Here is a 13243-nt window from a genome sequence, read left to right on the forward strand (position 1 = left end):
TACAAAAAGAGAGCTTTTACATTTCTTAATTAAATGAGCTTCCTTATGTGTTAAAATGATTTATCAAAACAATCTACTTAAACGGGGGCTTTTATTGGATACAAAACAATTTTTTTCAGGCAGTCAATTAAAATGGATTGCGATCATTGCCATGACTCTGGACCATACAGCAAAAATCTTTTCCTTTCAGTTGCCTATAACGATGTCGGTCCCTTTTGGGAATGAACAACATACTTTGTTAGAATCCATTCAATCAGTATTTCCATTCTTTATTTTAATTGGTAGGTTGGCCTTTCCAATCTTTTGCTTTTTGCTTGTAGAAGGCTTGATTCATACATCTAATACCAAAAAATATCTTGGTCGTCTCTTTCTGTTTGCATTGATTTCTGAAGTTCCTTACGACTTAGCTTTTTCACATCAATTCATTGATTTAGAAAGCCAAAATGTTTTCTTTACACTGGTGATTGGTTTATTGGTCATTATTGGATTGAAAAATTTAACTGGTTACTCAATAAAAAATGGTTTTCTCTTTCTTGGAATCGTTGGAGTTGGTATCTTTTTTGCTGAATGGATGAATACGGATTACGGAGGTTGGATTGGGGTTCTTTTAATCGTTATTTTGTATCTATTTAGAGATTTCCCTTTATTGAAATGCTTTTTAGGAGCATTGATTATTTCACAAAATAGCCTTTTCGGTCTTTTGGCTTTCATACCGATTTATTTTTATAATGGTCAACGCGGGAAACAGTGGAAATATTTTTTCTATTGGTTTTATCCGGTACATTTGTTGATTTTGTTTGGTATTCAGCAGTTTTTGATTGCGCCTATTTTAAATAATCTTTATTAATAATAAGAAGCAGAAGAACGTGTATGAACGTTCTCCTGCTTCTTATTTTGATTGCCTCATTCCAACTTTACTGGCAATCCTCTTTTATCTTTCTTCTAACTTGATACCCGCTTACCATAAAAATGAAAATGATTCCTGTTATGATTAGTAGATTATTTTTATTTTCTCCTGTTTGAGGAAGTGCATTCCGTTGTTTTTTTGCTTGATAGCTTTTTGAATCAGACTTTAATGAATTGTTTGCTGGACGTTGCGTCATTGCTTGGCTAGCCTGTGAGCTAGCTTTTTGTTGAGTCTGTTCTTTGTCAGATTGTTCTGTGCTAGTCGAATTTTCAGTTGCTGGTTTGTCAGGTTTTGCCTCTTCAATTGGTGTCGTGGGTTTCTCCTGTTCGGCAAACTTTATCACTGTTTTAACAATCTCACTTTCGTTGCCAGCATCATCATAACTTTGAGCCCAAACTTCAGTTGCTGTCTTTTGTTCAAATGGAGCACTATAAACTTGATAGGTTTTCCCCTTATCTAAGCTATAACGAAGATGGGTATAGCTTTCTTGTTCTTTTGTCAGCTCTTTTTCGTACGTAATAGCTACTTGAACAGGCGGAGTAAAACTTAGCGTTCGAGTTTTTGAGGTCACATTAATAATCGGTTTTGCAGCAATCTCATTTTGAATGTTGGTGACTTCATAAGTTGTTACGTCTGACTTATTGCCATAACGATCTATAGCATTGAAATATACTTTTTGATTAGCTACAACAGATATTTCATCCGTGTAAAGCTCGTACTGTTCACCATCAAAACTGTAAAAAATCGTTGCTTGATCCTCAGCCACAGCTTTTAACGTAACGGCTTGATTTGTTAAAGCTGTGGTATTCGCTGTGACAGTTGGTGCTCTAGGTGTTTCATTTTTATAAAAGACTGTAATGTTTTTACTTGTTGTATTTCCTGTACTGTCGGTTAGTCCAACTTGTAAATGATTCTCTCCATCAGTTACTGGAACTTCATAGTCGAATGCAGCAGCAGGTTTTCCTTCAAAGAATTTTTCATCAAAAATGTCATAGTTGATGTCAGTATGAATATTTTCATTATTGACAAATAGTTTATAACCAGAAAAATTATCTGAAATTAATCCTTTTAAATGGAATGGATTTTCATTGGTATAAACAGAGTAACTGCCGTTATCATCAACGTTGAGATGTTCCATTTGTAGTGTTGGTAAAACAGTATCGACAATTACATAATATCCTTCATTGACGAGTGGTTTTCCGTTGTTTTCTTGATTCGCTTGGATGTAAAAGGCCAAGCTATGTTTCCCTTGTTTTAGTTTAATAGGGAAACTAAAGGTCAACGTTGTTGGATCATAAGAGACTTCTTGTTTATTGATGGTAAATTGATCGACTTTTTCACGTAAGCGCCCTTTGATTGTATAGGTTCCAGTAGTTGAATCATAATCTGGATTCCCCACACCAACTGAAGTGATCCCGCTCACATTAATATTTTCTAGTGCAAGAATATCTGTTTGGTGATAGCCAGTCGTTGTAAGGATTCTTTTTTGCACTGTTTGATTGCCATGTTCGTCAGTCGCACGAATTGAAATCAAATTTTGACCATGAACTAATTGCAGCGCTGTTTGAAATTGTCCATCACTTTGAATTAAAGAAGTTAAATCGACTTTTTCACTGCTGCTTGCTTGTTCTAGTTCTAATTTTTTTGTCGTTGCACCTGTGGTTCCAGTTAGCGTATAGGTCATTTGATCTGTTGTACTATTTTCTTGACTTGGATTGAGAATAGACAACTCAGGCTTTTTGCTATAAACCGTGACTGGAACTTCTTTAATAATAGATTTCCCCTCAGAATCATTGGAAAAAATGATTGTTTTAGTTTCGTTTGTTAAAGGAACTGCCACGGTAAATAACTGCTCATCGGTTGTCGCTTTCGTACCGTTGACAAATAATTCTTGTGGGTAGGAACCGTTAATCGTCAGTGTTTGATCCTCGGTAGAAAAATGAGTCGTGTTACTTGTAATCACTTGATCATCAGTTAAATTAAAAAGAACTAAACCAGCTTTTGTACCATATTGAATATACTGATTTTGGTATCCATAGTTTCCTGCATGATCAGTGATTAAAACTTCTACTTGATTCTGCCCAGCACTTGGTTTTTGCGAATCCCTCAAAGGTATTGAAACAGCCTCTGCTTTTTGATTGCTTAAGTCATAGGTTTCAATTTTTCCATTAACAGAAACGATGACTGATCTTAAGTCTACACCACTTAATTGATCTGTCAGCTTCATATTTAAGGCTGCAGTTGAAGAATTATCGTCAAAAGTAATCTGTTCAATTGTAGGCGCAACGGTATCAACTTTGATAGGTAAATACATTTCCTGTGGTTTCGCATCAGCAATGTCTGCTTTAGCAACCACTTTCAATTGATACTGACCATCTGAAACGACTTCATTTCCCCCTGTTTTCAGGTTATAGACCGTGCCATCCCAATTAGCTGTTGTCACCGTATGGCTTGAAAAACGACCTGCCCTAGAATTAAAGGTATCCTTACGAATTTGCTTTTCTTCTGCTAAACGACGAATCACTTTTTTATTCTCATCAACAATTTCATAAGTGACATTTTTCGCATTTCGTAAAAAATTCAAGGTCGGTTTCGCTTCATCTTTACGATTATCCTGGTTAGGTGAAATAGCGACTAACTCAGGATCAATCGTGTTATCTTTCAAACCTAAGAAGGTATTATTGTTATCTGTAAAGAATCCAGCTCCTTGAATCGATGCAGCATCATAAATCGGCGCATCAATGACTGGTGCTAGGCTATAATCTCCATAAAAACCGACAAATGGCATCGTTAAATCAGGTTCCTTGTCACTAATAAATCCGATATACCCTTCGACAAATTGCTGTTTTGAAAATGAATCTGGTAATTCTAATTGAAGCTGAACTGTTTTGGTTTCACTAGGTTGTATCGTTATTTTTTCTTGATTTGCTGTGATTTTGGCATCTTTGATTTTTGTTTCATAAACCTCAGCTGTACTTGTTTGAGCCTCTGTATACACACCACCAAAATCAGTAAATCGGTATGTCAGAGCTTCTTTACCATTATTTTGTAATTTAACCGAAATCGTCGTACTCTTGCCAATTTGTTTTAAGGCTAAGGCACCATCACCATCGGTTGAATCGGTCAGACTTGTCGTATTTTCGATTGCTTTGTCCACTTTGATTTGCCCTGCACCTTGTCTACGTGGAGAAATGATTACATCATCATGGTTTTTATCTAACATTGGCAATGCCGTATTCATCACCGATAATTTAGCAAAACGAGTTAAATCAGTTCCTGTAAGAGACGTTTTTTCCTTCTTCAACGCTTGGTAAACAAGAGCTTGAGATCCTGCAACAAAAGGAGCAGACATTGACGTGCCACTTTTAGTTTGGTAACCATTATCATTGACGGTTGAATAAATATTGCCCCCAGGAGCTGAAATTTCTGGTTTAAATTCTAAATCTGGTGTTAGCCCCCATGAAGAAAAATCTGACATTTTCCCTTGTTTCGGATTGGCAAATTGATAGCTGTTTATGTCAAAACTAAATTGTTGGTTCTTCGTTTCGTTTGCTAATTTTACCAATGCATCGCCATCTTCTTTTGTTAAGCTTAATGTTAAATAGTTAGAATCATCAAGCTGCATATTGAGGGGCGGACTATTTGGTGTATTGTTGTAAATCAACGCTGCACTTGCGCCATGTTCCTTAGCGATTCGTTGTTTATCTGAAAAAGTGATTATACCACGTTGAATCAATACGACTTTTCCTTTAACCTCTTTATTTTGATAGTCACTATCTGCTCCAATGCCAACATCAATCACATCTGTCGGCTGGTTTAACAAATGAGTATCCGCGGTTGTTGCATTTGAAAAAACAATAGCACCTGATGGAGAGGTAGATGTTTCCATTTTGTGAATATGCTTAGTGCCATCAGCATCAATTAATTGAACCAGTAAGCCTTCGCTTGTAATATACGTATTTTCAGCTGAAGCAACCGTCAAAGCTTCTGTAGTAATTCCTGGCGAGCCTAGTGTTCCTGTATCTAGAGTTCCTAATTTATTCTGTGGATCAACACTCGTATTGTCCGTTGTACTAAGGCTACTATTTCCAGCAGAAATCACAGATAGCACACCCGCTTCAGCCGCTTGTTTAATCACTAATTGTTCTGGCGAATCTGGGTCTACCGTACCTGAAACCGAACCCAAACTCATGTTTAAGACATCCGCTCCAAGTTTTACCGAATCTTCAATCGCGGCAATCACGTCATCATCTAGTGCAGTTGCAACACGCGTATTATTTGGAAAAACCTTCATCGCCAGCAACTGTGCTTCTGGTGCCACACCTAACACAGCTTTTGCAGGATCATCGCCAATACCATTAGCTGCAACTATTCCGGCCACATGCATCCCGTGCATGCTCGTTCCTGGATTAGTATCAACAATATCTTCATTGTTATCGGCATAGTTGTGACCATAGGGAATTTTTCTTGTAAAGGCTTGACCATAGCCAATATTTTTAGCTCCCTGCTCACCTACTTGAAGTGAAATTTTTTCTTTTGTACTATCCGATAAGCGTAAATCTTTATGCGTCGGATCAACGCCTGAATCAATGATGGAAACTACCATCCCTTCTCCTTTTAATTGATGATTTTGCCAAACCTGCTGCACATTAGCTAATTGATTTGCATCAATAGAAGTTGGATAGTAGACTTTTGCTGCAGAAACAGACTCAACACCACTGATAGATTTGATCGTTTCAACATCTTTATATTTAGCCTCAATTGAAAAACCATTGATTAAGTAACCAAATGCACGATTACTTTTATTCCCAGTTAGTGTTTCAATTTTCTTTTTGATTGTAGCTTGACTTTCGACAACTGAATCAGTCGCTTGTTCAATTGACTGAATAGATGCTCTAGTGCCTGTTGGAGCAGCTAGTTTTTCAACAGCGGCGTCTTTTTTTAATTGGACAATTAAACGAATTTCCTGATTATCATCAAAAGCGTTTTCATTAAACTGACTTATGTCAAATCCCCGACTAGCCAATTGAGCTTTTACATTTTCTTCAAAGGCTTTTTTGCTCCGTTCATTTATCGATGATTCGTTCTTTTGATGCGCTTCTAACAGCTTTTGATAATTTGTATCTTGTGGCAAGGCTACTTTTTCTCCCCAAGCAATTGTTGAAAAGGTGCTAAAGCCAGTAGAAAGCAATAAAACTGAAAGTAAAAATATGCTGTTTCTTTTACGTTTTCTTGTATACCCAAACTTCTCCATATTAAAATCCTCCTTATTTAATTTTACAAAAAGTTAAATAAAACAGTTATCATTATTCTAATCTAATTTTAATTATATTTCAATCTTTTTTTCAATTTGCCATTTATCGGTCAGAATCCCTACAGTAAAAGTTGCTTCATGATAAAGAATTGAAGTACAATATTAGAAAAGAAGCAATGGACTAGATATTTGAAAAGGTTTAGTTAAAAGGAGATCACAACGATGTTGGAAAACAGTCAACAAAATGGTCAATCATTAGCACAACGAGTAGCAAGTAAGATAGAAACCTTAATTAAAGAACAACGATACAAGGTTGGAGATAAATTGCCAAATGAATTTGAACTGGCAACGGAATTAAACGTTGGAAGAGGAACAATTCGAGAAGCAATCAAGTTATTAGCTGCTCGCAATGTAGTAATGATTCAACGGGGAAAAGGTACGTTCGTATCAGAGCATCCTGGTTTAACAGAAGACCCACTTGGACTCGGCTTTATTACGGATAAAAAAAGATTAAGCCATGATTTAATGGATGTCCGTGTGATGATCGAGCCTGAAATAGCTAAGTTAGCAGCCGAAAACGCAACTCAAGCAGAGGTCAAAGAAATGGAAGAAATCTGTCTAGAAATTGAAGCCTTAATTCATGATAATAAAAATCATGAAGAAAAAGATATTCAATTACACTCAGCTATTGCAAAAGCAAGTAAAAATTTAGTCGTCCCTAGTTTGATTCCAATTATTCAAACTGCAATTTCTTTGTTTATCAATTTAACGAATCGAAGTTTAAAAGAAGAAACCATTGAAACTCATCGTCAAATTGTAAATGCCATTAAAATCAAAGATGGTGAAGCAGCCAAAAAGGCAATGCAGCGACATTTAGTCTACAATAAAGAGGAATTAAATATTTAAAAAAAGTGTCCATAATACGTGGATACTTTTTTTATTGTTGACACCTCCCTTAGAAAGCGTTATCATTTATACAGACATACGACGTATGACGTCTTAAAAAGTTAGCAAGGAGTGAGCTTTATGAAAATTGGCATTATTGGATTAGGTAAAATGGGATTCAATTTAGCAGAAAATTGTGTAAGCGCAGGGCATCAAGTAGTTGGTTTTGATTTACAATTACCTGAATTAGATGAACATCAAACAGGAATTACCCTTGTTGACCGGCTGACCAAAATGATCGAACAACTCCCCCAACCACGAATTATTTGGTCGATGGTCCCAAGCGGTGCTCCGACAGAAGCTATTTTTCAAGAAATGATGGCCCTACTTGACCCAGAAGATATTTTTATTGATGGCGGCAATTCAAATTATAAAGAATCAGTGATCCGCGGAAAGTTAATGGCAGAAAAGCAGCTTTATTTCTTTGATGTTGGAACCTCGGGTGGAATGAAAGGTGCTAGAGAAGGCGGCTGCTTTATGATTGGCGGCAATGAGACTATATTTAAAAAAATCGAACCTCTTTTTTCAGGAATTGCGGTTAAAGATGGATATTTATATACAGGATCTGTCGGAAGCGGACATTATTTAAAAATGGTTCATAATGGCATCGAGTATGGAATGATGCAAGCAATTGGCGAAGGCTTTGATCTTTTAGAACATGCCCCTTACTCATTTGACTATGAAAAAGTAGCTAAAGTTTGGAATAACGGATCAGTCATTCGTTCATGGTTGATGGAATTGACTCAGTCAGCTTTTGAAAAAGATCAGCACTTGGAAGAAATTCAAGGAATTATGTACTCCTCAGGTGAAGGAAAATGGACCGTGGAAGAATCCTTAGAACAGCAAGTAGCCACGCCAATCATCACGATGTCTTTAATGATGCGCTATCGTTCCCTGTACCCAGATACCTTTAGCGGTAAAGTTGTAGCGGCATTACGAAATGAATTTGGTGGACATGACGTTAAAAAAAATTAGAGGTGGAGAAACTATGAAAGATTTTGTCATTGGTGTAGATATTGGAACAACAAGTACCAAAGCTGTTTTGTATGATACAAAAGGGAATGTAAAAGGATATGCGAATAAAGAATATCCCCTGTATCAAGAAACACCGGATATGGCGGAACAAGATCCTGATGAAATTTTTGAAACTGTGATAGATGTCTTAACCGCCGTTGTCAGAAAAAGTGGTACAGAAGTTTCCAGAATTGGCGGCGTTTCTTTTTCAAGTGCGATGCACAGCTTAATTTTATTAGATGAAGAAAAACAATTATTGACTCGTTGCATCACATGGGCGGATAATCGAGCGTATCATCAAGCAGAAGAATTAAAAAACTCAGCAGCTGGATTGACGATTTATCATCGAACAGGAACTCCTATTCATCCAATGTCACCTTTAAGTAAAATTTTGTGGTTAAAGGAAGAATATCCTGAACTAATTCAAAAAACAGCTCATTTTATTGGCATCAAGGAATACGTGTTTTACAAATTATTTGGTCAATTTAAAATAGATCTATCGATTGCCTCTGCAACAGGTTTATTCAATATTCATGATTTAAACTGGGACAACGAAGTGTTGGCGTTATTAGATATTTCGGCAAGTCAGCTATCTGAATTAGTTGAAACAGATTATCAAGTAACAGGGTTGAAAGAATCTTATGCTGAAGTGATGGGCTTACCTATTGAGACTCCTTTTATTGTAGGTGCCAGTGACGGCTGTTTATCTAATTTGGGTGTAAATGCGATTGATGGAAAAACACTAGCGTTAACGATCGGCACAAGTGGCGCCGTTCGAATGGTAACCGATAAGCCCGTGACCGATGTTAAAGGACGAACTTTCTGTTATGCCCTTACAAAAGATAAATGGGTGATCGGTGGACCTGTTAATAATGGCGGCATCGTTTTTCGTTGGGTAAGAGATCAATTATTTGCTCCTGAAAAGATTACAGCCGAACAAATGCAAGTAGACAGTTATGAAATCTTAACGCAAATTGCTGAAAAAATTCCAGCAGGTTCTGATGGTTTGCTGTTTCATCCTTTTTTAGGCGGCGAACGTGCGCCACTTTGGGACGCAAATGCTAAGGGTTCGTTTATTGGATTAACAACCAGACATACAAGAGCACATATGGTACGAGCATCCCTTGAAGGAATTGTTTTTAATTTGTATTCCGTTATGTTGATTTTGGAAGAGTTGGTGGAACGTCCTGAAAGAATCCATGCAACTGGAGGATTTGCTCGTTCTGCTTTATGGCGCCAATTGTTAGCTGATATTTTTGAGCAAGAGGTTTCGATTCCTGAAAGCTATGAAAGTTCTTGTTTGGGAGCTGCCGTTATTGGAATGGAAAGCTTAGGCTTGATTGAATCTATTGAAGAAGTGTCAACGATGATCGGTGTAACCAATCAACATATACCAAATGAAGCTCATTTTCCAGTTTACCGTGAATTGTTACCTATTTTTATTCGGACAACAAGATTGCTACAAACTGAATTTCACGCAATTGCTGATTTTCAACGGAAATATACTCGTTAGCATCAATTCTTCACGGGCTAGCTCTTCGAAAAAAAGATAAAATAGAAATGAGGGAAAATAAATGGAATTATTAATAGTAGGTTTTGGCATTCTAATTCTTTTGTTTTTAATTATGAAGATAAAATTAAACACATTTGTTTCTTTAGTCATTGTTTCAATTCTAGTAGCTATTGGGTTAGGTATGCCTTTGACACAAATTATTACAACTGTTGAAAATGGAATTGGTAGCCAGTTAGGTCATTTAGCACTTGTATTTGGTTTTGGAGCTATTTTAGGAAAATTAGTCGCAGATGCTGGCGGAGCGTACCGTATTTCTACAACCTTGATTAACACGTTTGGTCGTAAGAAAATTCAAATTGCTGTATTGATTGCTTCCTTTATTATCGGAATTGCCCTCTTCTTTGAAGTTGGCCTCGTGTTATTAATACCAATTATTTTTACTATTGCCAGTGAATTAGGGATTTCAATTCTTTATTTAGGCATTCCTATGGCGGCCGCACTATCTGTTACTCATGGATTTTTACCCCCTCATCCAGCACCAACTGCCATTTCGGGCATTTATAACGCTAATATTGGAATGGTTTTGCTGTACGGACTTTTGATTGCGGTTCCAACTAGTATTATTGCTGGACCGCTCTACACAAAAGTAGCACAAAAACTTGTACCAGATGCGTTTAATCGTACGGGAAACATTACCGCTTTAGGAAAACAGAAAACGTTTACTTTAGATGAAACACCAGGTTTTGGAATCAGCACATTGACGTCTTTATTCCCTGTTATTTTGATGGCGCTTGCTACCTGTTATGAGTTATTAAGTGGTGGAAAAATTACAGAAAAGTCTTCGACGATCGATCAAGTTATTGCCTTTATTGGAACGCCTGGTGTGGCAATGCTGCTCTCTTTATTATTTGCAATCTATACAATGGGCATTCGTCGGAAACAAACAATGCCAGATATTATGAAATCAGCAGAAGATGCAATCAAGCAAATTGCAATGATGTTATTGATTATTGGCGGAGGCGGAGCATTTAAGCAAGTTTTAATCGATGGGGGTGTTGGTGATTATGTGGCACAACTCTTTGCCGATTCAACCTTGTCACCTTTGATTTTAGGCTGGGTAATTGCTGCTGTCTTAAGAATTTGTCTTGGTTCGGCAACAGTAGCTGCCTTAACAGCAGCCGGGCTAGCTGCGCCTTTAATGGCTGCTACTGGAACGAATCCAGCATTGATGGTAATCGCTACAGGATCAGGTAGTTTGATTGCCTCTCATGTTAATGATGCTGGCTTTTGGATGTTTAAAGAATATTTCAATCTATCGATTAAAGAAACCTTTGCCACTTGGACTGTTTTAGAATCTATTATTTCAGTCGTAGGATTGATCGGTGCGTTGGTTTTAAATTTAATTGTTTAAACAATAGGTTGGAACAGCTGCCACGACTTAGGAGAAAATTCTCCACCTAGTCGATAAGAAAACAAAAAAAGAACGCTGAAAGCGCCTTGAAATAGCAAGGTGCTTTCAGCGTTCTACATTCATTTTTACATCATGCCGCCCATTCCCATTGAAGGGTCCATTGGAGGCATTGCAGGTCCAGCTGGTTCTGGTTTATCTGCAACAACTGCTTCTGTTGTTAATAATAATGCAGCAACTGATGCAGCATTTTGTAATGCTGAGCGAGTTACTTTGGTTGGGTCAACGATTCCGGCTTCTACCATGTTTACCCATTCACCATTTGCAGCATTGAAACCAATACCCAAATCGATGTTCTTCAATTTGTCAACGATTACTGAGCCTTCATATCCAGCATTTTCAGCAATTTGACGGATTGGTTCTTCTAATGCACGAACAACGATTTTCACACCAGTTGCCACGTCACCTTCTGCATCTAAAGCTGTTACTTTACCAATAACGTTCACTAATGCTGTACCACCACCTGAAACCATACCTTCTTCAACAGCGGCACGAGTAGCATTTAAAGCATCTTCGATACGTAATTTTAATTCCTTTAATTCTGTTTCTGTTGCAGCTCCGACTTTGACAACGGCAACTCCGCCAGCTAATTTAGCTAGACGTTCCTGTAGTTTTTCACGGTCAAAATCAGATGTTGTTTCTGCAATTTGGTTTTTGATCAATTGAACTCGAGCATCGATTACAGCTTTTTCTCCTGCTCCTTCAACGATTGTTGTATTGTCTTTATCAACAACAACTTTACTTGCATTCCCAAGATTATCGATTGTCGTATCTTTTAATTCTAAACCTAAATCATCTGTAATTACAGTTCCGCCAGTTAAAACAGCAATATCTTCAAGCATTGCTTTACGACGATCGCCAAAGCCTGGAGCTTTAACAGCAACTACATTGAATGTTCCACGAATTTTATTTAAAACTAATGTTGGTAAAGCTTCTCCATCTACATCATCAGCGATGATTAACAATGGACGACTTTGTTGTAGAATTTGTTCTAACAAAGGTAAGATGTCTTGGATGTTAGAGATTTTTTTATCAGTGATCAAGATATATGGATTTTCTAAAGCAGCTTCCATTTTATCATTATCTGTCACCATGTATTGAGATAAATAACCGCGGTCAAATTGCATTCCTTCAACCACATCTAATTCTGTTTCGATCCCTTTTGATTCTTCGATTGTGATAACACCGTCGTTACCAACTTTTTCCATTGCGTCAGCAATCAATTGTCCAACACGGTCTGAACCAGAAGAAACGGCTGCAACTTGAGCAATTGCTTCTTTAGAATCAACAACTGTTGAAATGTTGTGTAATTCTTCAACTGCAGCTTTTGTTGCTAACTCGATACCACGACGAATACCTAGTGGATTAGCACCTGCAGTTACATTTTTCAAGCCTTCACGAACAATTGCTTGTGTCAACACTGTAGCAGTTGTAGTTCCATCTCCTGCGATATCATTAGTTTTAGATGCAACTTCTGAAACTAATTTAGCACCCATATTTTCAAAGTGATCTTCTAGTTCGATTTCTTTAGCAATCGTTACACCATCATTTGTGATCAGTGGTGAACCAAAAGATTTTTCTAAAACTACGTTACGACCTTTAGGACCTAATGTTACTTTCACTGTGTCTGCTAAAATATCTACACCACGAAGCATTGCTGCACGTGCATCTTCTGCAAATTTGATTTCTTTTGCCATAATTCCTTCACCTCAAAAGTTTATTTTTTTCTATTTAAATGGTTTGTTTATGTCTAAAACGATTTATTCGACAATCGCAATAATATCTTTGCCAGAAACGATCAAATAATCATTTCCTTCATATTTTACTTCTGTTCCAGAATATTTTTCAAACATTACTGTGTCGCCTTCTTTAACATCGGCAGGAACTTTTGTACCGTTTTCTAATACACGGCCTTCACCGACTGCGATAACTTTTCCTGTTTGAGGCTTTTCTTGAGCAGCAGATGCTAAGACGATGCCTCCTACTGTTTTTTCTTCTTCTTTCGCGACTTCAATAACGACGCGATCGCTTAATGGTTTTAACACAATAAATCCCTCCATAAAAATTAATTTTCATTTTTAGCACTCTTAGTTATCGAGTGCTAACTCACACTATTTATAATACTCATTTCACTTTCAATTT

8 protein-coding genes are annotated in these 13243 nt (G+C 37.1%); 5 read left to right on the top strand and 3 right to left on the bottom strand.

Annotated features, from left to right (window positions below; translation table 11 throughout):
- The first annotated feature begins 94 nt into the window (after positions 1 to 94).
- Positions 95 to 847 (top strand): TraX family protein, encoded by a 753-nt coding sequence (locus tag JZO69_RS00590; RefSeq protein ID WP_207110973.1) that lies wholly within the window; start codon positions 95 to 97, stop codon positions 845 to 847.
- Positions 848 to 914: 67 nt separating this feature from the next.
- Here the strand turns inward: JZO69_RS00590 and JZO69_RS00595 are convergent, their stop codons facing one another.
- Positions 915 to 6161 carry a S8 family serine peptidase gene (locus tag JZO69_RS00595; protein WP_207110974.1) on the bottom strand — a complete coding sequence of 1749 codons (5247 nt, stop codon included), beginning with the start codon at positions 6159 to 6161 and terminating at the stop codon, positions 915 to 917.
- A 222-nt stretch (positions 6162 to 6383) separates the two neighbouring features.
- Between JZO69_RS00595 and JZO69_RS00600 the strand changes: the two genes are divergently transcribed.
- The 4 genes from JZO69_RS00600 (at position 6384) to JZO69_RS00615 (ending at position 11044) form a co-directional block, all read left to right on the top strand.
- On the top strand, positions 6384 to 7067 hold the full coding sequence (locus tag JZO69_RS00600; RefSeq protein WP_207110975.1) for a FadR/GntR family transcriptional regulator: 684 nt from the start codon (positions 6384 to 6386) through the stop codon (positions 7065 to 7067).
- A gap of 120 nt (positions 7068 to 7187) precedes the next feature.
- Positions 7188 to 8081 carry a phosphogluconate dehydrogenase (NAD(+)-dependent, decarboxylating) gene (gene gnd / locus JZO69_RS00605; RefSeq protein ID WP_207110976.1) on the top strand — a complete coding sequence of 298 codons (894 nt, stop codon included), beginning with the start codon at positions 7188 to 7190 and terminating at the stop codon, positions 8079 to 8081.
- Between the two features lie 13 nt (positions 8082 to 8094).
- A complete protein-coding gene (gene gntK / locus JZO69_RS00610) occupies positions 8095 to 9633 on the top strand; it encodes a gluconokinase (protein WP_207110977.1) in 1539 nt (512 codons plus the stop codon).
- Between the two features lie 61 nt (positions 9634 to 9694).
- Positions 9695 to 11044, top strand: a complete 1350-nt coding sequence (locus JZO69_RS00615) for a gluconate:H+ symporter (protein ID WP_207110978.1) — start codon at positions 9695 to 9697, stop codon at positions 11042 to 11044.
- Between the two features lie 125 nt (positions 11045 to 11169).
- On the opposite strand, the gene groL is transcribed toward JZO69_RS00615, so the two are convergent.
- Together groL and groES are read right to left on the bottom strand one after the other, a co-directional pair.
- Complete coding sequence (gene groL / locus JZO69_RS00620) at positions 11170 to 12798, bottom strand: chaperonin GroEL (RefSeq protein ID WP_207110979.1); 1629 nt, start codon at positions 12796 to 12798, stop codon at positions 11170 to 11172.
- 63 nt (positions 12799 to 12861) lie between these two features.
- Positions 12862 to 13146 carry a co-chaperone GroES gene (gene groES / locus JZO69_RS00625; protein ID WP_086312420.1) on the bottom strand — a complete coding sequence of 95 codons (285 nt, stop codon included), beginning with the start codon at positions 13144 to 13146 and terminating at the stop codon, positions 12862 to 12864.
- Between the last annotated feature and the right edge of the window lie 97 nt (positions 13147 to 13243).

The organism is Candidatus Enterococcus ikei (assembly GCF_017316105.1).
Taxonomy (GTDB): Bacteria; Bacillota; Bacilli; order Lactobacillales; family Enterococcaceae; genus Enterococcus_L; species Enterococcus_L ikei.

What these genes read in the sequence shown, in the direction of transcription:
- JZO69_RS00595 (WP_207110974.1), bottom strand. Translation starts at nt 6,161, where the DNA reads ATGGAGAAGTTTGGGTATACAAGAAAACGTAAAAGAAACAGCATATTT.
- gnd (WP_207110976.1), top strand. Translation starts at nt 7,188, where the DNA reads ATGAAAATTGGCATTATTGGATTAGGTAAAATGGGATTCAATTTAGCA.
- JZO69_RS00600 (WP_207110975.1), top strand. Translation starts at nt 6,384, where the DNA reads ATGTTGGAAAACAGTCAACAAAATGGTCAATCATTAGCACAACGAGTA.
- groL (WP_207110979.1), bottom strand. Translation starts at nt 12,798, where the DNA reads ATGGCAAAAGAAATCAAATTTGCAGAAGATGCACGTGCAGCAATGCTT.
- JZO69_RS00615 (WP_207110978.1), top strand. Translation starts at nt 9,695, where the DNA reads ATGGAATTATTAATAGTAGGTTTTGGCATTCTAATTCTTTTGTTTTTA.
- gntK (WP_207110977.1), top strand. Translation starts at nt 8,095, where the DNA reads ATGAAAGATTTTGTCATTGGTGTAGATATTGGAACAACAAGTACCAAA.